The 22052-nt window shown below is 44.8% G+C and carries 15 protein-coding genes and 3 pseudogenes; 7 read left to right on the forward strand and 11 right to left on the reverse strand.

Annotation, left to right across the window (positions count from 1 at the left end):
• Positions 1-117: 117 nt before the first annotated feature.
• Both lnt and QUA01_RS06050 read right to left on the reverse strand, forming a co-directional pair.
• Positions 118-1902, reverse strand: a complete 1785-nt coding sequence (gene lnt / locus QUA01_RS06045; RefSeq protein ID WP_333088002.1) for an apolipoprotein N-acyltransferase — start codon at positions 1900-1902, stop codon at positions 118-120.
• A gap of 499 nt (positions 1903-2401) precedes the next feature.
• Positions 2402-2749 (reverse strand): histidine triad nucleotide-binding protein, encoded by a 348-nt coding sequence (locus QUA01_RS06050; protein WP_194071011.1) that lies wholly within the window; start codon positions 2747-2749, stop codon positions 2402-2404.
• Positions 2750-2779: 30 nt separating this feature from the next.
• Here QUA01_RS06050 and QUA01_RS06055 point away from each other — a divergent pair, with 30 nt between their 5' ends.
• Positions 2780-2944, forward strand: coding sequence for a hypothetical protein (locus QUA01_RS06055; protein ID WP_333088006.1), 165 nt, complete (start codon positions 2780-2782; stop codon positions 2942-2944).
• Positions 2945-3151: 207 nt separating this feature from the next.
• Entirely contained in the window at positions 3152-4681 is a 1530-nt protein-coding gene (locus QUA01_RS06060) for a YifB family Mg chelatase-like AAA ATPase (protein ID WP_333088008.1), read from the forward strand.
• Between the two features lie 21 nt (positions 4682-4702).
• On the opposite strand, the gene QUA01_RS06065 is transcribed toward QUA01_RS06060, so the two are convergent.
• Positions 4703-4924 carry a type II toxin-antitoxin system HicB family antitoxin gene (locus QUA01_RS06065; protein ID WP_333088009.1) on the reverse strand — a complete coding sequence of 74 codons (222 nt, stop codon included), beginning with the start codon at positions 4922-4924 and terminating at the stop codon, positions 4703-4705.
• A gap of 12 nt (positions 4925-4936) precedes the next feature.
• A pseudogene (locus QUA01_RS06070) lies at positions 4937-5161 on the reverse strand (helix-turn-helix domain-containing protein); the annotation flags it as partial.
• A gap of 139 nt (positions 5162-5300) precedes the next feature.
• On the opposite strand from QUA01_RS06070, the pseudogene QUA01_RS06075 reads away from it, so the two are divergent.
• A pseudogene (locus QUA01_RS06075) lies at positions 5301-6442 on the forward strand (IS4 family transposase).
• A gap of 202 nt (positions 6443-6644) precedes the next feature.
• On the opposite strand, the gene QUA01_RS06080 reads toward QUA01_RS06075, so the two are convergent.
• Together QUA01_RS06080 and QUA01_RS06085 are read right to left on the reverse strand one after the other, a co-directional pair.
• Complete coding sequence (locus QUA01_RS06080) at positions 6645-7349, reverse strand: rhomboid family intramembrane serine protease (RefSeq protein WP_333088010.1); 705 nt, start codon at positions 7347-7349, stop codon at positions 6645-6647.
• A gap of 107 nt (positions 7350-7456) precedes the next feature.
• Positions 7457-7594, reverse strand: a complete 138-nt coding sequence (locus QUA01_RS06085; RefSeq protein WP_228049856.1) for an MFS transporter — start codon at positions 7592-7594, stop codon at positions 7457-7459.
• A 60-nt stretch (positions 7595-7654) separates the two neighbouring features.
• Here QUA01_RS06085 and QUA01_RS06090 point away from each other — a divergent pair, with 60 nt between their 5' ends.
• Positions 7655-8074 carry a GNAT family N-acetyltransferase gene (locus tag QUA01_RS06090; RefSeq protein WP_333088013.1) on the forward strand — a complete coding sequence of 140 codons (420 nt, stop codon included), beginning with the start codon at positions 7655-7657 and terminating at the stop codon, positions 8072-8074.
• Here QUA01_RS06090 and QUA01_RS06095 read toward each other — a convergent pair whose 3' ends face one another.
• From QUA01_RS06095 to QUA01_RS06115, 5 genes are all read right to left on the reverse strand, one after another.
• The gene (locus tag QUA01_RS06095; RefSeq protein ID WP_333088014.1) at positions 8075-10093 is read right to left on the reverse strand and encodes a glycoside hydrolase family 10 protein; all 2019 of its coding nucleotides are present in this window, start codon (positions 10091-10093) and stop codon (positions 8075-8077) included.
• A gap of 182 nt (positions 10094-10275) precedes the next feature.
• A complete protein-coding gene (locus QUA01_RS06100) occupies positions 10276-11712 on the reverse strand; it encodes an N-acetylmuramoyl-L-alanine amidase (RefSeq protein WP_333088015.1) in 1437 nt (478 codons plus the stop codon).
• 170 nt (positions 11713-11882) lie between these two features.
• Complete coding sequence (locus QUA01_RS06105; RefSeq protein ID WP_333088016.1) at positions 11883-12980, reverse strand: DJ-1/PfpI/YhbO family deglycase/protease; 1098 nt, start codon at positions 12978-12980, stop codon at positions 11883-11885.
• 181 nt (positions 12981-13161) lie between these two features.
• The gene (locus QUA01_RS06110; RefSeq protein WP_333088019.1) at positions 13162-13920 is read right to left on the reverse strand and encodes an SDR family NAD(P)-dependent oxidoreductase; all 759 of its coding nucleotides are present in this window, start codon (positions 13918-13920) and stop codon (positions 13162-13164) included.
• Between the two features lie 224 nt (positions 13921-14144).
• Complete coding sequence (locus QUA01_RS06115) at positions 14145-18005, reverse strand: PAS domain S-box protein (protein ID WP_333088020.1); 3861 nt, start codon at positions 18003-18005, stop codon at positions 14145-14147.
• A 244-nt stretch (positions 18006-18249) separates the two neighbouring features.
• Here QUA01_RS06115 and QUA01_RS06120 point away from each other — a divergent pair, with 244 nt between their 5' ends.
• The 3 genes and pseudogenes from QUA01_RS06120 to QUA01_RS06130 form a co-directional block, all read left to right on the forward strand.
• Positions 18250-20424 carry an EAL domain-containing protein gene (locus QUA01_RS06120; protein WP_333088022.1) on the forward strand — a complete coding sequence of 725 codons (2175 nt, stop codon included), beginning with the start codon at positions 18250-18252 and terminating at the stop codon, positions 20422-20424.
• A gap of 179 nt (positions 20425-20603) precedes the next feature.
• Entirely contained in the window at positions 20604-21551 is a 948-nt protein-coding gene (locus tag QUA01_RS06125; RefSeq protein ID WP_333088023.1) for an NAD(P)-dependent alcohol dehydrogenase, read from the forward strand.
• Positions 21552-21679: 128 nt separating this feature from the next.
• Positions 21680-22052, forward strand: a pseudogene (locus tag QUA01_RS06130) (hypothetical protein); the annotation flags it as partial.

The raw sequence follows: 22052 nt of genomic DNA on the forward strand, positions 1-22052 counted from the left end.
GCGAGCGACGTACCTGAGCAACGAGTGAACTGTAGGGGCGAATTCACCAATAATCCTGATAGTGCAGACAGATTCAATAAACCCGCCCCCGCCCCACCAGCAAACCCTTTACTAAAATTAATTTCTAACAATCAACCGCATCAACCCAGCTAAAACTAACAATAAAGGTGTCAGCCAATCTCCCCAGCGCACGTACAGAGTCCGAGTTTTTCGCCGATAAATAGTAGCATCTCGGACTTCGTAGGTATTGAGTCGAGATTTCCAAATCGTCTCGCCGTGAGGATTTACAAAAGCAGAGTACCCCGTATTAGTTGCGATAACGGCCCATCTATCTGTTTCAATTGCACGCATCACATCGAGGGCGTGATGTTGGGCCAGCATCGGCGGTTTGTAATGGGCATTGTTGGAAGCTGTAATCATAAATTCGCCTCCCTGTGCTGCTTGATATCGGAAATTTTCAGCAAAGGCGGAATCGTAACAAATTCCGACGATGGCGCGGCCAAAGGGCGTATCAAATAATTGTTTTGAGTTTCCTGGTACTAAACGAGCATCTAAGGGTGACAGCCGATTTATAATCCCGCCTAAGATTTCGTAAAAAGGGATGTATTCGCCTAAAGGTACTAGCTTTAGTTTATCGTAGCGGCCGACAATTGCTCCAGTGCGATCGATCGCCAATAAGCTATTAGTGAGACCGTTTTCTTCTTGTCCAAATCCTCCAACCCAAGCCACTAAACCGCGTTCGAGAATAGCTTGATAAAAGGAAAGAGTGGAACGCTGATACTCGTTTGTCCAGATAAAAGGCAAAGCGGTCTCTGGAATTAACACAGCATCAACTTTTCTGTCTGCTAACTCTTTGTATCCAGCGGTGTAACCTTCCAAAGCGCGCCGCCACCCGTCTGAGTCAAACTTAATTGCGTTAGGAATGTTTCCTTGAATAATCCCAATTTTTAATGATGTTCCGGCTTCTTGAATTAAGGGGCGATTGTACAAACTCCAGCCGACAATATGCAAAACTAAAAACAAACCCGCAGGCAAAATATAAGCAACCCAATTCTTCCGTCTTCCTTCTCCCTTCTTCTTTCTTCCCTCCTCCTTCCTCCCATCCGTTACATCCCGTACATTGCTCGTTGCCGAACTTCCGACTTCCCTCGGACTTCTTCCTTCAATAAAAGCTTCGGCAATTAAGCCATTTACTGCTACAATGGCGGCTGTTACTGCAGCGGGGCCGGAGAGTTGACCGAGGTGCAATATTGGTAAATTGTGCGGACTTTGGGTGTATGATAGTGATGTCCACCACAGCGAACCTGTGCTCCAAATACTTTCTAAGGCACACCACAAAGCTGTGCCAATTAAAACGCGGGTTAATGCTAAGAATTGAGTTTCCCCCCCCCCAGCCCCCCCTTTACAAGGGGGGGAATTGAGAATAAGAATAGGATTTTTGCCGGGGAAAGTGAGGGAGTTGAGAATTACACATAGCCACGCCCAAACGGTGACTAATGCGGCTCCCCAAAGGGTGATGAATGTCCAGCAAAAAAGTGCGATCGCCAAACTGGGCCACCAAGGAACTCCCAACCAAGTCATGGGGTGTATTCCCATAATCCAAGATAGGGCTAATCCGTGATAGCCAATTCCCCAGAGAGAAGGAAGAAGGAAGAAGTCCGAGGGAAGTCGGAAGAAGGAAGAAGGAAGAACTTTTTGTTTTTTTTCTGTGATTATTGGTCGTTCATAACTGACAACCATAACCCACAGCGGAACTAATGCAATCCAGGCTAACGGCCAAGCATTGAATGGTGCTGTTGTCAATGCCATCAAAATGCCGCTGAAAAATGCGATCGCCCAAGCTAATACTTGAGATTTCCCAAGCGCGAGTTTTTCAAATTTAAGCCAATTAAATATTGCCACTTTGACGATCGCCAAATATAATAATTCTTAATTAAGATATCACGTCCGGTAAATTAACTGTTTGTAGTGAGGACTTCAGTCCGCATCCATTACCAGGAGTAAAGTCCTCACTGCGAAGCATTTTGATGGCGAGCGTTGCAGCGGAAATAAGATGAGACATAAGTCTCTTAAGTTATATTTTCTCAAACAAAAAGCTAATTTTAGCTGTTGATTGAAGGAGCAATCGTTGCTACCGGGGTGACTTCACTGGCGGCCAAGTCGAGGGGGAAGTTGCGATCGAACTACATTCTCAATAGACTGGTTGCATTCATGCCAAAACCATCTTAAAATTATCTGCCCCGCATCTGTGTCGATCGGCCTGACATCTGCGGTTGACCGACTCGCATCAAAGATATGCGGCAAAAATTTGTTGACCAAAAAACCCGGTTTCTGAGGCGCTAATCGCAATCAACCGGGTTTGTGAAGATGAGTTCGTAAATGGAGCCTGCAAAATTAACCTTTAGCCGGGGGGCCAGTTCATCTGCCGTCCGCCGAGAATGTGAAGGTGGAGGTGGTCTACAGTTTGGCCGCCGTCATTACCAGTATTGATCGCGACGCGATAGCCGTTGGACAGGCCCTCTTGTTCTGCTACCCGCTTGACAGTCAGCAGCAGGTGTCCCATCAAATCCTGGTCTCCCGATTCGGCATCGGCTAATTTGGGAATAGGTTTTTTGGGAATGACGAGGATGTGGACTGGCGCTTGGGGATTGATATCTCTGAAGGCGAGGGCCAAGTCGTCCTCATAAACGATGTCTGCTGGAATCTCTTTGCGGATGATTTTGCTGAAAAGCGTTTCTTGAGTTGTCATGGGTGTTAAGGAAGGAAGTTCGGCAACGGATTGTGTAACGGATGTAACGGATGGGAGGAAGGAGGAGGGAAGAAGGAAGAGGGAAGTTCGGCAACGAGCAATGTACGGGATGTAACGGATGTAACGGATGTAAGTCCGTCCGAAGACGGAAGAAGGAAGAAGGAAGAAGGCCCAAGAGGGAAGGTGGCAGGGTGAAGGCCCAAGAGGGAAGGTGCAAGACGGAAGGGGGAAGATGGAAGGGACAAGGAGAAGAGGGAAGGGGGAAGACTCAGCAGCAGAGGAGCAAAAAGAGAAAAGGAAGAGGCAAGGAAAAGTTTTTCTTGCTTCTTCCGATATTCATTAGTCATTGTTAATCATAATATATGATGAATCAAAGACAGGCAAATTAGGGATCGAGAAAAAATGCTTGCTAGGGTTTGGAGTGCATCGATCGTAGGCATTGACGCGGTAAAGGTGGGCGTGGAGGCTGATGTGTCGGGGGGGCTGCCGAAAATTGTGGTGGTGGGGTTGCCTGATTCGGCGGTGCAAGAAGCTAAAGAAAGGGTTAAGGCTACGCTAAAAAATTCGGGTTATGCTTTTCCGATGCGGAGTATTGTGATAAATTTAACTCCGGCGGATTTGCGGAAGGAAGGGCCGAGCTTTGATTTGCCGATCGCCATTGGCATTTTGGCAGCGTCGGAACAAGTCAGCGCTGAACTTTTGGGAGATTATTTGTTTTTGGGCGAACTGTCCTTAGATGGAAGTTTGCGGGCTGTGTCTGGGGTGTTGCCGATCGCCGCTGCTGCTGCCAAAATGGGTGTTTCTGGGTTAATTGTACCGGCTGGTAATGCGGAAGAAGCCGCTTTGGTGCAGGGAATATCTGTTTACGGTTTTGAAAATATTTTTGCAGTTACTGATTTTTTGAACAATCCTGAAGTTTATTCGCCTGTAGAAGTAAACGGTAAAGAAGAGTTAGCAAAAACGCGATTTTCGGGTCTAGATTTAAAGGATGTAAAGGGGCAAATTCACGCGCGGCGGGCTTTGGAAATTGCGGCTGCGGGGGGACACAATTTGATTTTTGTGGGGCCGCCAGGGAGCGGTAAGACGATGCTGGCGAGACGTTTGCCTGGTATTTTGCCGCCGCTGACTTTTGATGAAGCTTTGGATGTGACTCAAATTCATTCGGTGGCGGGGTTGTTGAAGGATAAGGGAATGCTGGTGAGCGATCGGCCTTTTCGCAGTCCTCACCATTCGGCATCCGGCCCTTCTTTGGTAGGTGGCGGCAGTTTTCCGCGTCCGGGTGAAATTTCTTTAGCACATCGCGGCATCCTTTTTCTCGATGAATTAACTGAGTTTAAAAGAGATGTTTTGGAGTTTTTGCGACAACCGCTGGAAGATGGGTATGTGACTATTTCTCGAACTAGACAATCGGTGATGTTTCCGGCACAATTCACTTTAGTTGCTAGTACAAATCCTTGCGCTTGCGGTTATTACGGCGACTCGATCCAACAGTGTACTTGTTCGCCGCAAAAGCGAGAGCAATATTGGGCAAAACTTTCGGGGCCTTTGATGGATAGGATTGATTTGCAGGTGGCGGTTAATCGTTTGAAACCGGAGGAGATTACGCGACAGCCGACGGGGGAGGAGTCGGAACCTGTGCGGGTGAGGGTGCAGCGGGCGCGAGAGCTCGCAACTCGCCGTTTTCAGTCGGAATCTAGTTTGCGCTGTAATGCGGAGATGCAAAGCAGTCACATTAACCAATGGTGTCAGTTGGATGATGCTTCGCGGAATTTATTGGAGATGGCGATTCGGAAGTTGGGGCTTTCGGCGCGGGCGAGCGATCGAATTTTGAAGGTTGCTAGGACTATTGCTGATTTGTCGGGGGATGAAAGTTTGAAAACCAATCATGTGGGGGAGGCGGTGCAGTATCGGACGATCGATCGGATGCAGTAAGGTGGATTTGTGCGATGTTTTTCAAGTCGTAAGTTGATATATTGCAGGTCGATATTTTGGTTCGGGAATGGGTTTTCCCGTAGCTTTTGCAGCTTCAAGCCATGCTGTTTTAGCAATCTGTACTTCCTGCAAAGCTGATTCTGGGGTTTCGCCAAAAGCTGAACAGTATTTTAAATCAGGAATATCAGCAATGTAGCCTTCATTTTGGTTGCTGTAAAAAATATTGATGCGATCGTCTTTCATAGTTCATCATCCTTAATTTTGAGCTATATCGTGTATTCCTGCTTCGTAAAATCCTTCCTCTTGAAGAAATTGAGTTAATTCCTTAAGTCCTTGGCGACGCATCACTTTTCGCTGTTCTTGATAAATGATTAAATCCTTAAATCGAATCCGCCGATGGGAACCTACTTTGATATAAGGAATTGCTCCTTCATCTAGCAAATTCACAAGAAATGGTCGCGATACATTCAAGATATCAGCCGCTTGCTGCGTCGCTTAGCGGGTGACAAGGCACTTCTAGTCTAAACAGGACAAAGGTTTGAGAGAATAATAACGTAAAAAAATAAGGAGCCACACGAGCTCCCCAAAAAACAAAATGTTCCCCCCATCATACTAAAAAATCCTGTGCACTCATCTCAATGAAAGCCAATACTTAACCTTACAACTGCTGTTGTTATTGCTTCAGGCTCATCGTCAGGTCAAGCTCTCCGTATTAGCCAGTGTCTTTCCTCAACCGATTCAATATCAAAGTCGCTTTCCGAAACTTACAACGCTTGAGAGTGTTGCCTCAGTTGTGTGTCAAACTGTTATGGTTTCCCCTGATTAAATATTGGATTCGGCAAGAGCAAACGTCCAAGCGCTTAAACCGAGAACAACGTCGTTGTGTACGAAAACTCAAACATCAAAAGTATGGCTATTGGATCGTTACAATCGACCGGACACAGTGGAAAGGACATAATATATTTATGGTTAGTCTAGTCTGGGGAACTCATGCTCTGCCAATATATTGGGAACTCTTAAAGAAGTCAGGTAACAGTGACCTCAAGACTCAAAAACGACTTTTAGGTACAGTCCTTATTCTATTTAAGAAATACCCCGTTTTGGTATAATGGCGAGCGAGAGTTCCATAGCCCCAAACTCGCATCATGGCTTGATGACAGGGGTGTATCTTTTGCACTACGGAGCGAAAAAAGACTTCCAATTTCAAGAGAATTTAGGTGAAGACTATCAAGTGCTCAAAAAGCTTGGCTTCAAACCTGGGATGTCCAATTTTTATCAGAATATTTTGGGAAATAAAGGAGACGGTTTAGGGCCATTTAATCTGGCTGTATATTGGAAACGAAAATATCGTAAGCCAGGGCCAAAAGAACCTTGGTACATTCTGACAAATCTCCCTAATCTGAAGCTTACTTTAGATGTTTATTGTTGTCGGTGGGACATCGAACAGATGTTCAAAGATTACAAAACTGGTGGTGATAATGCGAGAAGATACCAAGGTCAATGAAGCTCGTTTGTTAGCTTGAGTCTTGTTGATTTCGCTCGCTTATAGTTTGGCAACGATTCACGGACAATGGATCAAGAAATTAGGTGTAGAAATTTATGCTGGGCGGATCTCGGAGCATCAAGACAAAACCCCACGACAAAGTGAATTTAGTCTGAGCCTCTATGGACAACGGTGGATCTATGGGATGGAATTATGGAACGATTGGGTAATAAGTCTAATTGCGCTCAAGCCCCATAAATAAACGTCTCTATTTTTAACGTGGCTTCTACGCCCTATCCCTTGTGCAGCAAGCATTATAGGTGCGTTGTCACCCGTTAAGAGAAAAATCACAACAAAGAGCCAAGTATAGCACCGAACTTTAAAAAAAATCCGAGGTTTGAAACCGCAGATAAACGCAGATAAACGCCGATTTAGTTGGCAGTTTATCTGCGTTAATTTGCATTCATCTGCGGTGAAAAATTAAATCCTATCGTCCTCAGAAAAAAGTCCCAACAAAGGGCCGAGAATAGCGCCGAAAACAAAGCCGCCGGCGTGAGCCCAGTAGGCAACTCCCCCGGATTCCATGCCGACATTTGCAGGGGCATTTAAGGAAGCCAACCCGCTCAATGCTTGCTGTGCAAACCAAAATCCGAGAAAGAAGAAAGCGGGGATTCTGACGGTGGTAATAAAGATTCCTAACGGCAGCAGTGTTAGAACTTTGGCTTGGGGATATTTGAGAATGTAAGCTCCCATCACGCCTGCGATCGCGCCGCTAGCACCAAGGGACGGAATGGCTGATGCTGAGGAAAAAAACCACTGAGTTAGTGATGCTAAAACGCCGCAGGTAAGGTAAAATATTATAAATTTGACGTGTCCTAAACGGTCTTCTACATTGTTGCCAAAAATCCACAAAAATAACATATTTCCGGCAATGTGGAGAAAGCCTGCGTGCAGGAATTGCGAGCTAATTAGCGTAGTCCATTCGGGAAATGGCGAAACTGGCAGCGCTACCCGACACATATTGCTTAGCTGGCAAGGAACTACCGCCCAAGAGTAGAAAAATTGCGTTAATTGGCGATCGCCCAAGGAGAGTTCGTACAAAAATACTAATACGTTTGCAGCAATCAGCCCGTAGGTAACGTAGGGAGTGATGCTGATCGGGTTTTCGTCGCGTAAGGGAACCACAGCCGTTTTTTCCTCAAGATCAAAAATATTGGCAACAGGATAGCGTATTTGCCTGCAATATTTCTTCTATCGTAAGGAAGAAGTTATTAGTCAGTTGTCTGTTGAATTTATCTGTTGTCAGGATTGCCGTAAATCATTTGGGAAACTTTGGGGGTTTTGTCTCCGATGTGAAAAGTGCGGGCTGTTTCTTCGATCGCCCGATCGGCATTTGTGACTCGCTCGAATTGGCGAAAGTTTTTTGTCAATGGGATGGACAAAAATTAGGTATCATAGTCTAGAAGTGAAGTTTCGATAGATTTTAGTTTATGTCGATCCAGTTGGCAAAATCCGATTCACAAATCCTTGAATGCTTTCCGATATTGGCTCAATTACGTCCACACCTGAAACAAGAGGATTTTTTGGAGAAAGTTCAGCGTCAAAAGCAGAATGGTTACCAGTTGGCTTTTTTAGAACGAGATGCTCAAATATTTGCTGTAGCAGGGTTCTGTATTGATGAGTGTTTGGCGTGGGGACGATTTTTGTATGTTTATGATTTGGTTGTTGATGAAACAGTGCGGTCAAAAGGTTACGGGCAAAATCTGTTTGAGTGGTTGATAGAATTTGGCAGGCACCATGATTGCAAAGAGTTACATCTAGATTCAGGAGTTCAGCGTTTTGATGCCCATCGCTTCTATTTGCAGCAACGTATGAACATTATATGCCATCATTTTTCGCTAAACTTGTGATTATATTTCTATGAAAACTCCTACACTTTCTACAGCCATGATACTCACCGCGCACAAAGCATAAATTCCCGTTCCTACGGCTACTTGTACTGTGTCTGCATTGAGGATTTTGATCAGCTTCCAGCTATCTCCATTTTTTTGATAAAGCGTCCACGAACGAATGTTTTTATCGGCGGGATTTTTCCACTGCAAAATATTGCTGTTGCCAACTTTTTGGACTACGGCTGATGCGGGAGGGGCTGGTCGCGTTCCATTTTGCCAAGGCATCACGGGAACGAGTGCGGGTTGCGTGTATGTAGTAGATTTGAAATTATCGTATATTTTTTGGCGATTGTCACTAAATGCTTTCATGCTGAAGAAAACATTGCCTAAAGCTAAGTTTTGTTTGGAGTTGCGCGTAATCTCAATTTGATTGTTGATTTCGTCTACATTCCACTTCTGACCGTCAAGCTTTCCTAAGTTATTTCCCACATAAATATGTCTATTTTGCGGGTTATTTTCTAGCCACCATTGCAGCAAAACTGGATAGCTTTGAGCTGTTTGGTCGATGCGCCAATAAAGTTGCGGATTGAGATAATCTACCCAACCTGATACTAACCATTTTTTGGCATCGGCGTAAAGTGTTTCGTAGGCATCTAAACCGCGACTTTGGGGCGGCTGGCCGGGGCGATATATGCCGAAGGGACTGATGCCGAATTTAACGTTGGGTTTGGCTGCTCGAATTCCTTCTCCTAGTCTTTTAACTAGCTTGTTAACATTTTCCCGACGCCAATCTCCTAAATTCATTTTTCCGCCTCGGGAAACATAACTATTGTAAATCTTGCTGTCGGGAAATTCTTGGCCGGCAATCGGGTAAGGATAGAAATAATCGTCGAAGTGAACGCCGTCTATATCGTAGCGCTTTACTACGTCTAAAATGACGTTGTAAGTTTTTTCTAGCACTAAATCAATTCCCGGATCCATCCACCAGTCGTCGCCCCACGGATAAACGCATTCGGGATTGGTAACAGAGATGTGCGGGCTGACGTTGGGAGGGGTTTGGGTATAAGAAACTTTGGCGCGGTAGGGATTGAACCAAGCGTGAACTTCTATGTTGCGTTTGTGGCTTTCTGCAACGGCAAATATTAAAGGGTCATAATAAGGTTCTGGTGGTTTTCCTTGAGTTCCTGTCAGCCATGAACTCCAAGGTTCTAATTGTGAGGCGTAAAGGGCGTCGCCTGCTGCTCTAATTTGGAGGATAATTGCATTGAAATTCATTTCTTGTACCCTGTCAAGAATTTTTAACAGTTCGGCTTTTTGCTGTTCTGTTGAGAGTTTGTTGCTGAACGGCCAGTCTATGTTCCACACTGATGTTATCCAAACTCCGCGAAATTCTCGCTGGTGGTTTACGTAAACTTGGGGTCGGGGAACTTTGCTGAGAACTATAATATATTGATTGTATATTGCTGGTGCTTTTTTGAGATACACTAATGCTTGATAAACCCAGGCTGAAATATCGGATCGGGTGGCGCTTCCGGCGGGATTTAATAAGTTTAAATTTGGATAGTTTACAACTATTTCGGATTGGGTGGCTATGACGATCGCATTTTTGGCATAGTTGGGAATTTCTGTGCTGTCTAGGTAGATGTTTGATAGGATAAGATTGCTTGTTGGTACACTATTTGAGCCAAATACTCCGCTAACTAAAGCAACTAATGCCTCGGCTCTGGTAATCCTATTTTCGGGTTGGAACAGGTTGTCGGGGTAGCCGGAAATAAACCCTCTTTTATATGCTGTTTGAATGGCGGCGGCGGCCCAGTAAGTGGCGGGAACGTCGATAAAGGGAATGTAGGGCCGTTTGTCGGGTATGGGAAAGGCTTTGCTGACAATGGCGGCAAATTGGGCGCGGGTGAGGTTGCTGTTGGGGCGAAAAGTGCGATCGGGAAATCCGCTAATTACTGACCGTTCTACTAAGCCGTCAATAAATATTTTGGCCCAATTATTTTGAATGTCGGAAAATTGGATGTTGCTAGAAACCATAGTTATTTAATAATCTGGAATTGGGCGAGCGCGAAGCGGAGGGATTGGGAATTGGGCGAGCGCGAAGCGGAGGGATTGGGCATTGTTGACTGTTGACTGTTGACTGTTAACTGTTGACTGTTGACGGCGTTGAGTGATGACAACTGACAACTATCAACTGTCAACTGTCAACAGTCAACTGACTACAATAAACCTGCATTTTCGTAGGAAAGCCGGATGATATTGATGATTTTTTCTCCGTATAATGGGTCAGAATTCCAGCGACCGGCAAGTTCGTTGACTGTGGGGGCGACACCGCGCTTGACAAAGCGAAAACGCACGTTTTCTTTGACTAAAGGTTGGTCGATAGGTTCGATGCTGCCGTAAGCTTTTAGGTGCTGAATTTGCGCTCTAATTCCTGTCCTGACATCGGGAAATGAGAGACCGGAATTTGTGGGGCTGATGACTCCCATGTCGGCAAAGTTAAATTGTTCTGCTTTTACTGCAATGCCAAATTTGAGATAGTTTGTTTCTAAACACATTTGGCCAAAAGCTACGTCGTGGTTAACTCCTTCTGCGGCTGCTTCTTGCACGTAAATTTGAGGTAAACTCGGAAAGTTTGCTGAGGCTTTGCTGTTATTTTTGGCGAGAAATGCTGTCATTTGTTGGGCGGTAGTTAGACCCCGACCCATGATTTTTGCTACGCCTGAGAGGATATCACGGCGCGATCGCAGTAATACTGATGTTGTAGACTGATCCCATGCTACGGAAATATCCCGATCGCGCAAATCGATCGCCCGCACGAAAACTACTCCATTGTACGTTACCCGGCGATCGACTGCCTCTGGTTCGACGTTGAGAAGGTCTAGAACTTCGGAAGGGACAAAGGAATTTCCGTTCACCAAAATGCCTTTATCTTCGTGCGGCCCACCGTTAATTTGGATATTAATCAAGGGATAAACTATAGGTGTCGGCGCGGGCGTTGGTGCGGGTGTCGGTGCGGGCGTTGGTGCAGGTGTCGGCGCTGGTGTCGGCGCTGGTGTCGGTGCGGGTGTTGGTGTTGGCAAGGGTTTCAAATTCGTATTTTTTAACCAAGCTTCGAGCCCGTCAGCGAGTCCGAGGGCGACATCGCGGCGACGAGTTTGAATAATTCGCAAGTCATCGGGGCTGGTCAAAAAACCGAGTTCAATCAGTAGCGAAGGAATGTTGACGCGCCGACAAAATCCGAGGCTACCAACACCAGCTTCAGTATCTGCTTTTGCGCCACGGCTTGGTATTTCTCGGCACCTGCGTAAATAGCCGTTTAAAATTAAATCCGCATCTGCTTTTCGCTTAGGGTTGCTGCCAATATAAAACGCAGTGGCACCGCGAACTTGGGGATTAGAAAAAGAGTCGCCGTGAATTTCTACCGCTACATCTCCCGCGAGGCTGCGGTTGTTTATCCAAGCGATAGTTTCTAGCAAACTCAGAGTATCGGGCACCGAGAAAGTTTCTATGCCTCGCTGCCGCAATTCGGCTACTAATAAGTCGCGAGTTAGGATCATTTCCTGGGCTTCGGTGGTGCCAAGTGCGATCGCCCCCATATCCCGCAAGCTGCCTTCAAACCCGCCGTGTCCTGCTGAAACAAAGATAGAACCCATTTTATAAAATTCTCCACCTTGCAGTTAATTTAGCATCTGCTTTGTAGTCTTGGGATTTATTTTACCGCAAAGGCGTATATTTTATTATTGCATAGCAAATTTGTAGTTGCGCTCTAGGTGGGGGTTTTAACCCCTTGGCACAACTACAAATTTATTGATCCGGTGGCTAGTTACATCGTAACAGCGGGGCTAGTCGAAGGTTTTGGTGGCTTAATGTCCTCGGAAACTGCACGGGCGCGGAAGAGTTTAGCAAAGGCTTGCTCGCACTTAGACAAATCCGCTTCTATCTCTGTAAAAATGTCAGTTGATACCGGATCTGTAAACTGGGCCCGCAGGTTGTGGATATCGACAACACCGGTTTGCAAATCGCCCAAAATGGTTCGCAACAAAAACGTTTCATCAGTTCCTTGTAGCGAAGTTTTTAATTTAGCGTATTTATCAGCAATTTGGGCGGGAATTGAGGGTTTTTCGCCGAAATCGTTCAGGCGCTTTTCCAGAGCGAGGATGTGGTGCTGTTTGTTTTGAACCATTTCTGCAAGGAACGATCGCAAATCGCTATCTCCGGTTTTTTCCGCATAATTTTGAAACGCTTCGCAAGCATAACGTTCCCCTGCGAGGGCGGTATTCAAACCCTTAGCAATATCGCCTTGTGTGGAGCCTCCCCAAGCATTAGCTAGTTTCCACCATTCTGCACTGCTGTCAGTTTCTTCGGGTAAACCTACTGCTTTTCCGCCGTAACCGAGGCGAGCCAGAATTGCAGTAGTAAATATTGCTAAATCGCCCGGTTGGCGGGAAGTAATCAAGTTACCATCAACTACTAAAGGTTCGTTGATGTAGTTAGCTCCGGCATTAATCATGTCGGTTTTTATTGCCAAGAAACCAGTCGCATTTTTGCCTTTTAGCAAGTCGGCTTCAATCAAAACTTGCGGCCCGTGACAAACAGCAGCGACTATTTTTCCTTGCTCGAAAGCTTCTTTGACAAACCCCACTGTATTGGGATTAGTCCGCATAGTATCGGGAGCCATACCGCCGGGAATTATCACTGCATCGAATTCTCCTGCTACTGATTCAGTGGTAGTTCCGTCAGCTTGCTGGGAAACTTTACCATTTTTACCGGCATACTTTTCGTTAGTACGGGAACCGAGAACAACTACTTCAAATCCTGCTTGTTTTAAGGCATTGTAAGGAACTAGGAATTCGGAATCTTCTACTCCATTTTCGATAAGGATAGCAACTCGTTTGGTGTTTGTACCGTTATCTGCTGTCATAATCAGTTTTCCTTAAGGTAGTATTTTATAAAATTTAATTTATTTGTTGCTGTTTTCGCGTCTGGCTAAGGTTATAAATTGGTTGGTGGCAAAATGTGTGTTCATGAGTCTTTGGAGGTAGTCGTAAGGTGCGCATTGCGCACCCTACAATTAGATGTTTTGTGCAGTATCACGGATAGCATCAATGCACGTAAGAGGCACCGTTAATGTCGATCGTTGTCCCCGTAGCGTGCGGGGCTAAACCAGAGGCTAAAAAGGCAATAACATTGGCGACATCTTGAGGAGGAGCGATTTTGCCGATCGGGATATCGCGCACAATCTCTGCTTCGCCAAACTCCCGAATAAACTTATCTGCCATTTCCGTACTGACAAATCCCGGTGCAACAGTAAAAGCCAAAATATTCTCAGCCGCAAATCCTCTAGCAATGCTGCGAGTTAAAGCAACAATCGCACCTTTTGAGGCGGCATAGTGGAGGTAATTAGGGTCATCGCCGCGAAAAGCAGCGCGACTTGCTATATTAATAATTGTACCACCACTGCGAGTTTTGAAATGTAGAATTGCTTCCCGGCACAAATCAGCAACAGCAACTAAATTAACTTGTAAAGTTTGCTGCCAAACCGACGACCAAATATCGAATTCCTCCTCAATACCCGCCGACTGCATAATCCCAGCATTGTTAACTATAATATCAATATGACCGCGCCATTTTACCGCATCTCGCCACAAACTCGCAGCCGCATTTTCTAGCATCAAATCTGCTGCTAATAAATAACAGCGATCGCCCGCAACACTTGCTGCTACCGATTCCGCCGCTTGGTGACTGCGACAGTAATGTAAAATCACCTCAGCCCTAGCATTAACCAGAGTCCGAACCGTCACTGCACCAATCCCTTTCGAGCCGCCCGTTACTAAAATTACCTTTCCGGTTAAATCAATCATTTCTGTCTCTCTCTGCGGTTAATAAAAAAAATCAATCCCATTCACACCCAAAATATAATTGCTATATGATACAGCACATTCAATCTAATGCAATGCCATTGCCTCATGCTGATATCTGCAACACACATATCCAAAAACTTCCAAATCTTTTTCCAGGTTGGTTTCTATTGGAAATATAGCCACTGCTGAAAGCACTATAGCCTCTTTTTCCTTAAACTCGATAGCTAAAGTGGATTCGGCAGCAGAGGTCGAATTAACTCCATAATTCGGTCATAATTAAAATTGTTGATATAATCAGTTAGTGCCTTAGATAAACCTGCTTTAGATTCAGGAATTTGTACAATTAATTCGTTCATAACTTCGGTGTCGAGATAGTAAGCGGCGTGATACATTTGTTCTAACCAGTGAGGGGACATCACAGATATATCTTCTACAGACAGCGTTTCAAGCAATAGTTTCTTGTGAGTTTGTTCTACGACTGCGTAGATATATTGCACTCCCAAATATTTAGCAATTTTGTCAAAGATGTCTCTCTGCTGAAATGGCTTGCTTATAAAGTCGTTAAAGCCAGCCATAAGAACTTTCTCTCGCTCTTCTTCAAAAATACTGGCAGTTAAAGCAATAATGACAGTTTCTTGGCTCTGAGGGCGTTCTCTAATATATTTAGTAGCTGTGTAGCCATCCACGATCGGCATTTGCAGATCCATCAGAATCAGGTGGGGCCGCCAACTCTCCCACAGTGAGAGTGCCTCCACTCCCTGTTTTGCTTCTCTCACCTCAAAACCAACCGAGATCAGGATCTCGACTAACAAGCGACGATTTTCTCCTAAATCTTCAACAATAAGAATGCGGTAAGTCGGTTGTCCGGGAGCTAAATTAATTACTCTTTGATTAATTGATTCTGGGGGTAAGGATTCGGCTTGAGGTAACTGTACACCAATCTCAAAAGAAAAAGTGCTACCTCGGTGCAAAGTGCTTTTAACCCGAATTTGACCGCCCATGAGTTTGACGAGTTTTTGACTGATCCCTAAACCAAGCCCACTGCCTTGACTCAAATTCTTCCCAGCTTCGGCTTGCACAAATACCTTAAATAGGCTCTCAATTTCTGTGGGCGCGATTCCCACACCTGTATCCTCAACTTCAAAAGATAGGTGACAGGATGTTTTGTCTCTTTGTGCTGCTCTTACTCGTAGAGTGACGCTTCCTTGATTGGTAAACTTAATCGCATTACTAAGGAGATTGACCAAGACTTGATAGAGTTTTTTCCCGTCGCTATGCACAAATTGAGGAATGTCGGGATCTAGCTCAAAAATTAGTTGCAATTCTTTAGATTGGACTTTAGCTTGGAACATTTCTTCAATAGAAGTCAGCAAATTTGTCAAACCAAAGTCAGAAGGATTGAGGGTCATCCGTCCGCTCTCTATTTTGGATAAATCTAAAATATCGTTAATCAAGTCCAATAAATGTTTACCGCTACGCTTCACAATCTGTAAATGTTCTTGAACAGAAGGAGTCAGATTGCTCTCATAACTCATCAATTGCGTGAATCCCAAAATTGAGTTGAGGGGGGTGCGGAGTTCGTGGCTTATATTGGCGAGGAAGACAGTCTTGGCTTGGTTTGCTTCATTTGCCTGGTGAAATTCCAACTCAGCTTGTTTGCGATCGCTAATATCAATTAAATATCCTAAAATTTCTACTGGTGTACCTGAATGATCTTGAATTAGCCTAAACTGAGCGAGCATCCAGCGATAAACCCCATCGGAGCGACGAAAACGGTATTCCTGGAAATACAAATCATTAATGAATAGATTTGCTAAGCCATGAACCACTGTTCCTACATCATCGGGGTGTAAGTGATTCACCCAAAATTGAGAATCTTCTAAAAACTCGCTGGTTTCGTAGCCCCATATATCTTTGATATTTTCGCTGATGAACGTTGCGCCATAATCGCCAGCAGGTTTACTGCTAAAAATGACAACGGGGCTGTAGTTTAGAAGAAAGTTGAGGCGATTTGTGGTAGCTTGCAAGGCTTGCTCAGCTAGTTTTAGCTCTGTTGCGTCCTCCTGAACCGCAACATATACAGTTCCGTATTCAGGATGCTCAAACTTGGATGTATGAACTCTGCACCAAAAGAGAGTTCCATCTTTCTTTTTATTTTGGACTTCATATTTCGCTTCGCCGGTCTGTTGAATTTGAGTAACGATATCTAGAAAGGTTACATCTGGTGTAACCTTTGTATCGACATAATTCAAGACACCCACGGGTTGACCTGCGAGTTCGCCCTCTGCGTAGCCAAACATAGCGTCAAAGGTAGGATTGGTGTAGACGATCGTGAGGTCTGAGGCTTTAATCAAACATACTCCTCCTGCCATATTATTCATAATAACGCTTTGAAGTTCTAGCGTCTTTTGAGCTTCTTTTTGAGCGGTAATGTCTTGGACTTGAGCAATAAAATGCAAGGGATTTCTCTGTGCATCTTGTACTAGCGAGCCATCAAGAATACTCCAAATAATATGTCCTTGTTTATGGAAATACCGTTTTTCCAGTTGGTAAGTTGAAATTGTTCCTGCTAATAGCTGATGTGCATAAATAAGATCCGCGTCTAAATCGTCAGGATGGGTGATATCTTGGAAACTTAATGCTAACAACTCTTCTGAGGAGTAGCCAAGAATCTGACATAAGGCAGGATTGACTTTAATCCAGTGCCCATCAAGTGAAACGATCGCCATCCCGATAGAGGCATCTTCAAACGCATGGCGAAACTGCTCTTCACTGTTTCGTAAAGCCATCTCAATTTGTTTGCGATCGCTAATATCGCGCAGAATAACCGTAAATACCGTTTCGTCTCCCATTTCCAGCCTAGAAATAGAGGCTTCAGCCGCAAACTGCGTTCCATCTTGACGACGACCCAAAATCTCGCCTCGTTCTCCCATCCTTCGCGCTCTGGTAGAAGACTGTGCAAATTGTTTGATATGCTGCGGGTGTGCATTTCTAAACTGTTCTGGCAGCAGTAAATTCAGTGGCTCCCCTAAAATATCCTCAATTTTATAGCCAAATATCTTTTCTGCCCCTTGATTAAACAGGGTAATGCGTTGAGTGCGATCGACTGAAATGATTGCATCATTGGCGATTTCTAGAATGCCCGCAAAACGAGCCTGCGATTTTTGTAAAGCATCTGTTCGTTCAGCCACAAGAATTTCTAAATTTTCGTTAAGTTTTTTAATTTCTGCTTCGGCTTGTTGGCGCTTATAATCTATCTGGTTCAAAAAGCGAGCCGTCCCCAAGATGAGAATTGAGAACGTGACAACCATAACAGTTGAACGCAATGTATAGCCAAAATTAGCGTTATACCAGCCTAAATTTTGTCCCTGAAGAGTGAACCAGTTCAGTGTCACTGGAAAGGTCGTCGCCCAAGGCAGCAACCACCGAACCATTACTCCGCCGACCAGGCGACTGCTTACTACTTGCATTAATCCTTCGTTGGGGCGGAGCAATAAAATTCCTCCATAGAGGATGAAAAAGATGGCGATCGTATTTAGGGGTTGAGTCGTCGTAATTGTGACCAACCGTTCAAGAATATCGACATTGAATAAGTGTGTAAATAAAGCTAGTAGAGAAATTAAAGCTGCAACACTACTAAAAATCTGAGCCAACCAAGTATCCCGTTGGGAATTTTGCCCTAACAGTAACAGTGCTAGTCCCATCAGCACAAAATTTAGGGCGGTATTTACTCCCATTCTTCCCGGATAAGGAGCCGCTGAAGAAACGAAATCTCGGAAAAGCCACTGATCAATACCCAGTTTCCAACCAAAAATATACTCGCTCACCGTCAGCAAACCGATGATGATGATGAATCCTGCCATTCCTTGAGCGATGCGATTGTACAGTCGGGTTCTTTGGTACTGCAACAATCTCAAAGACACTCCAGCCAGCAAAAAGCAAAGTGCCGTGTTTGCTTTCATGCTCGAAGTCATACCGGGAAAACCACTTTTGAGTAGGGAAATATTAAATTGCCAACCCAGCAGCACGAGACATCCGATCGCAATGACGAGTAGACTTGCCATTTGAGAAATGCGCTTGTTCATAAATCGGCTGCTTAGGTTTAAATACTCTGCTTCTGATGTTAGACGAAGCGAAGAAGGGCAAGCACGGGGGGCTGCCCCTAACCGAACTCTTCAGATTTTGTATGTCTGCGCCCCCTTGCCACACCAATATATCGGGGATCGCAGGACTTCTTTCTGGGTAAAGTGAGCTTTATAAGCTAGTAATTCAACTATACTATTTGTGCATATGTTTATAGTCGTCTAGCAAGAAACTAGGGAAATCTGTATGATTATCGATAGAACTAGCGATCGGGTTAGCGATCGAGCTAAAAACTACCGAGGCAATATTTTAATTGTTGACGATCTGCCTGATAACCTGCGTCTTCTCAGGGATACTTTGAGCGCAGAGGGTTATAAAGTACGCAGTGCTCTAACAGGGGCAATGGCGCTCAGAGCTGCCCAATTGCCATCGACGGAGTTAATCTTACTAGACATTAAATTGCCAGATATTGATGGCTATGAAGTTTGTAAACAATTAAAATCTGACCCTAGCACCGCAGACATCCCCATAATTTTTTTGAGTGCACTGAATGAAACTTTTAATAAGGTTCAAGGGCTGGCTGCGGGCGGGGTAGATTATATTTCTAAGCCATTTCAACTTGAAGAAGTATTAGCTCGTGTCGAAACCCACCTAACTATTGGAAGGCTGCAACAAAGACTCCAAAAGCAAAATTTACGTCTGTTGAGAGAAATTGAAGAACGGCAACGTCTCGAAGAGTCTCTCTTTGCCGAAAAGGAATTGGCTCAAGTGACACTGCAATCCATTGGCGATGCGGTCATTACTACGGATGCCCAAGGTAATGTGAGATATTTAAATCCTATAGCTGAGCGACTGACAGGCTGGAAGGTTCATGAGGTTCAAGGAGTTCCTTTGTCTACAGTCTTCCTAATTGTCGATCAAGTAACGCGAGAGCCAGTAGAGAATCCTATAAACAAAGCTCTATTAGAGGAGCGTATTGTGAGCTTAGGTCACCAAACTATTCTCGTTGCCCGCGATGGGACGGAGTATGCAGTTGAGGACTCAGCAGCACCAATTCGAGACCGCCAAGGTCAAATTATTGGGGTAGTCATCGTCTTTCATGATGTTACCGAATCGCGCTATCTCACCCGTCAACTCTCTTGGGAAGCTAGTCACGATGCCCTGACGGGGTTAATCAACCGTCGAAAATTTGAGCAACATTTAGTTGATGCGATCGCCTCTGTTAAAGATAGCAATCAGCAGCACGCTCTCTGTTATTTAGATTTAGACCAGTTCAAAGTCGTTAACGATACCGCAGGTCATCTTGCTGGCGATGAGCTACTGCGCCAAATCAGTGCACTTATTCAAAAGGGAGTCCGTGCTAATGACACGCTGGCGCGCTTGGGAGGTGATGAATTTGGTCTTTTGCTTAGTCAATGTCCCCTCTCTCAAGCAGCTAAGATTGCGGAACAACTCAAAGACTTAGTGCATCAGTTTCGGTTTATTTGGGATAGCAAAATCTTGATCGTCGGGGTCAGTATTGGAGTTGTTGCCATTGACGAAACAAGCCAAAATTTGATGGAGCTTCTAGGAGCGGCTGATGCAGCTTGTTATGCGGCAAAAGCCAGAGGCCGCAACTGTGTTCATCTTTATCGCCTAGATGATGGCGAACTAATTAGACAACGTGGTGAGAGACTGGCGGTTTCCAAAATCAGTCGAGCGTTGGAAACGAATCGTTTTTGTCTCTACTACCAAAAGATTGTCTCTATTACCTCTAAACCATTAGTAGAGCATTATGAGATTTTGATCAGAATGCTGAACGAAAATGGAAAAATAGTATCTCCAAATGAGTTTATTCCAGCCGCCGAGCGTTACGGATTGATAACTGAGATCGATTGTTGGGTCATCGAGAAATTTTTCTCAAACTATCACAAGTTGCCGGATAAAGATGTTCTTAGTCAAGGCTTGTATACGATCAATATTTCTGGGGCTAGCATTAGTAACAATCAGTTTATGAGGTTTTTAATCGAACAATTTTCTCGCTACCAAGTTCCACCACAAACCATTGGTTTTGAAATCACGGAAACGGCAGCGATCGCCAACTTTGAGCAAGCCAGATATTTCATGAGCGAACTCAAAAAGATTGGCTGTTGCTTTGCTTTAGATGATTTTGGCAGTGGGTTGAGTTCCTTTGCGTACCTGATAAATTTACCAGTGGATTATCTAAAAATAGATGGCGCTTTTGTCAAGAATATTAGTCATAATTTGATTTCTCAAGCGCTGGTTGAAGGGTTTAATCGTATTGCCCATGCGATGAATCTTAAAACTATAGCTGAGTTTGTCGAAGACGAGACTATCTTAGAAAAATTGCGGGAGATTGGAGTAGATTATGCTCAGGGTTATGGGATCGCCCGCCCTGTTCCTATTAACTTTAATCCCTAGTCGATCGCACGCTCGCCAGCGGGCCCGTTGCCTCACGCCTGCGCCCAGTCGGTCGGCTTCCAAGAGTCGATCGCCCGCTGCTACAAGTCTAGCTCAATTTACTGTGTCACATTTAGATCGAATGTGCTGTAATTGTAAAGGATTGAGTATTCTATTGGAAATAAACCGGAAAATTTGCCATGAAAGCAGTTGCGTTCGATCGCTACGGTTCAGCCGAGGAATTGCAGTACCGAGAGTTGGAAAAACCGATCGCCAAATCCAACGAATTCTTAGTGCGAGTTCGCGCTAGCAGCGTCAATCCCGTAGACTGGAAAATCCGGCAAGGACACCTGCAACTATTAACAGGATATAACTTTCCTCGAATAGTCGGTTCTGACATATCGGGAGTAGTCGTAGAAGTCGGCCGGGAAGTCACCAAATTTCAACCCGGAGATGAAGTTTATACTTTCTTAAATCCAATCAATGGGGGTGCTTGCGCCGAATACGCTGTCGTGCCAGAATCCGATGCCGCCTTTAAACCTAAAAACATCACTCATGCAGAAGCAGCAGCAGTACCGATCGCAGGTTTAACAGCTTTGCAATCGCTCCGAGATTTGGGTCAAATTCAAGCAGGAAACAAAGTATTGATTAACGGTGCTTCCGGCGGAGTCGGCACTTTTGCCGTGCAAGTTGCGAAAGCAATGAATGCGGAAGTAACGGGAGTTTGCAGTGCTAAAAATAGAGATTTTGTCAAGAGTTTGGGAGCAGATTTTGTTCTGGATTACGCGGAAGTTGACTTTACTCAACAGACCGAAAAATATGATATAATCTTGGATGCTGTCGGGACAAGAACATTTGCTGAATGCGAAAATGTGCTGCAATCAGAGGGAGTTTATATCTCGACTTTGCCGAGTTTAGACAACCTCGCACCGATGTTAACGAGCTGGTTTATATCGGGCAAAAAAGCTAAATTTATTTTAGCCAATGCCAACCCCAGGGATTTAGGGGCTTTGCGGGAGTTAATAGAATCCGATAAAGTTGAGCCGATTGTCGATCGCACTTACAGCTTAGCAGAAGTAGCCGCAGCCCACACTTACAGCGAAACGGGTCGCGCGATCGGCAAAATTGCGATCGTGATTGATGGCTAAAAAAAATTATAGCTAACCAATGGGCTTAAAGTAAAAAGAGCGATCGCCCTTAATCCAGAAACTGATTTCTGCTACCACCTGCACCCAAGACTAATAAACGTAAAACCTAAATAAAATCAATAATACCTATGACTGTGCCCTCAGACTTGGAGACATCCGAACAAGGTTCCGACAACAACCTAGAACAAGTTAGCCGGGGAAATAGCATTGCACCCATCGCCGATGATTTAGAGGCTGTCAGTAACTTAGAAGACGAAGCAGTTAGCGAGGAAAATAGCATTGCACCCATCGCCGATGATTTAGAGGCTGTCAGTAACTTAGAAGACGAAGCAGTTAGCGAGGAAAATAGCATTGCACCCATCGCCGATGATTTAGAGGCTGTCAGTAACTTAGAAGACGAAGCAGTTAGCGAGGGAAATAGCATTGCACCCATCGCCGATGATTTAGAGGCTGTCAGTAACTTAGAAGACGAAGCAGTTAGCGAGGAAAATAGCATTGCAC

The sequence above is a fragment of the Microcoleus sp. S36a_B3 genome (assembly GCF_036700745.1).
Lineage (GTDB): Bacteria > Cyanobacteriota > Cyanobacteriia > Cyanobacteriales > Microcoleaceae > Microcoleus.

Excerpts from the sequence above, each read along its gene's own strand:
- QUA01_RS06120 (WP_333088022.1), top strand. The coding sequence starts at position 18,250 with ATGATTATCGATAGAACTAGCGATCGGGTTAGCGATCGAGCTAAAAAC.
- QUA01_RS06060 (WP_333088008.1), top strand. The coding sequence starts at position 3,152 with ATGCTTGCTAGGGTTTGGAGTGCATCGATCGTAGGCATTGACGCGGTA.
- QUA01_RS06125 (WP_333088023.1), top strand. The coding sequence starts at position 20,604 with ATGAAAGCAGTTGCGTTCGATCGCTACGGTTCAGCCGAGGAATTGCAG.
- QUA01_RS06100 (WP_333088015.1), bottom strand. The coding sequence starts at position 11,712 with ATGGGTTCTATCTTTGTTTCAGCAGGACACGGCGGGTTTGAAGGCAGC.
- QUA01_RS06090 (WP_333088013.1), top strand. The coding sequence starts at position 7,655 with ATGTCGATCCAGTTGGCAAAATCCGATTCACAAATCCTTGAATGCTTT.
- QUA01_RS06105 (WP_333088016.1), bottom strand. The coding sequence starts at position 12,980 with ATGACAGCAGATAACGGTACAAACACCAAACGAGTTGCTATCCTTATC.
- QUA01_RS06115 (WP_333088020.1), bottom strand. The coding sequence starts at position 18,005 with ATGAACAAGCGCATTTCTCAAATGGCAAGTCTACTCGTCATTGCGATC.
- QUA01_RS06095 (WP_333088014.1), bottom strand. The coding sequence starts at position 10,093 with ATGGTTTCTAGCAACATCCAATTTTCCGACATTCAAAATAATTGGGCC.
- QUA01_RS06110 (WP_333088019.1), bottom strand. The coding sequence starts at position 13,920 with ATGATTGATTTAACCGGAAAGGTAATTTTAGTAACGGGCGGCTCGAAA.
- QUA01_RS06065 (WP_333088009.1), bottom strand. The coding sequence starts at position 4,924 with ATGAAAGACGATCGCATCAATATTTTTTACAGCAACCAAAATGAAGGC.
- QUA01_RS06050 (WP_194071011.1), bottom strand. The coding sequence starts at position 2,749 with ATGACAACTCAAGAAACGCTTTTCAGCAAAATCATCCGCAAAGAGATT.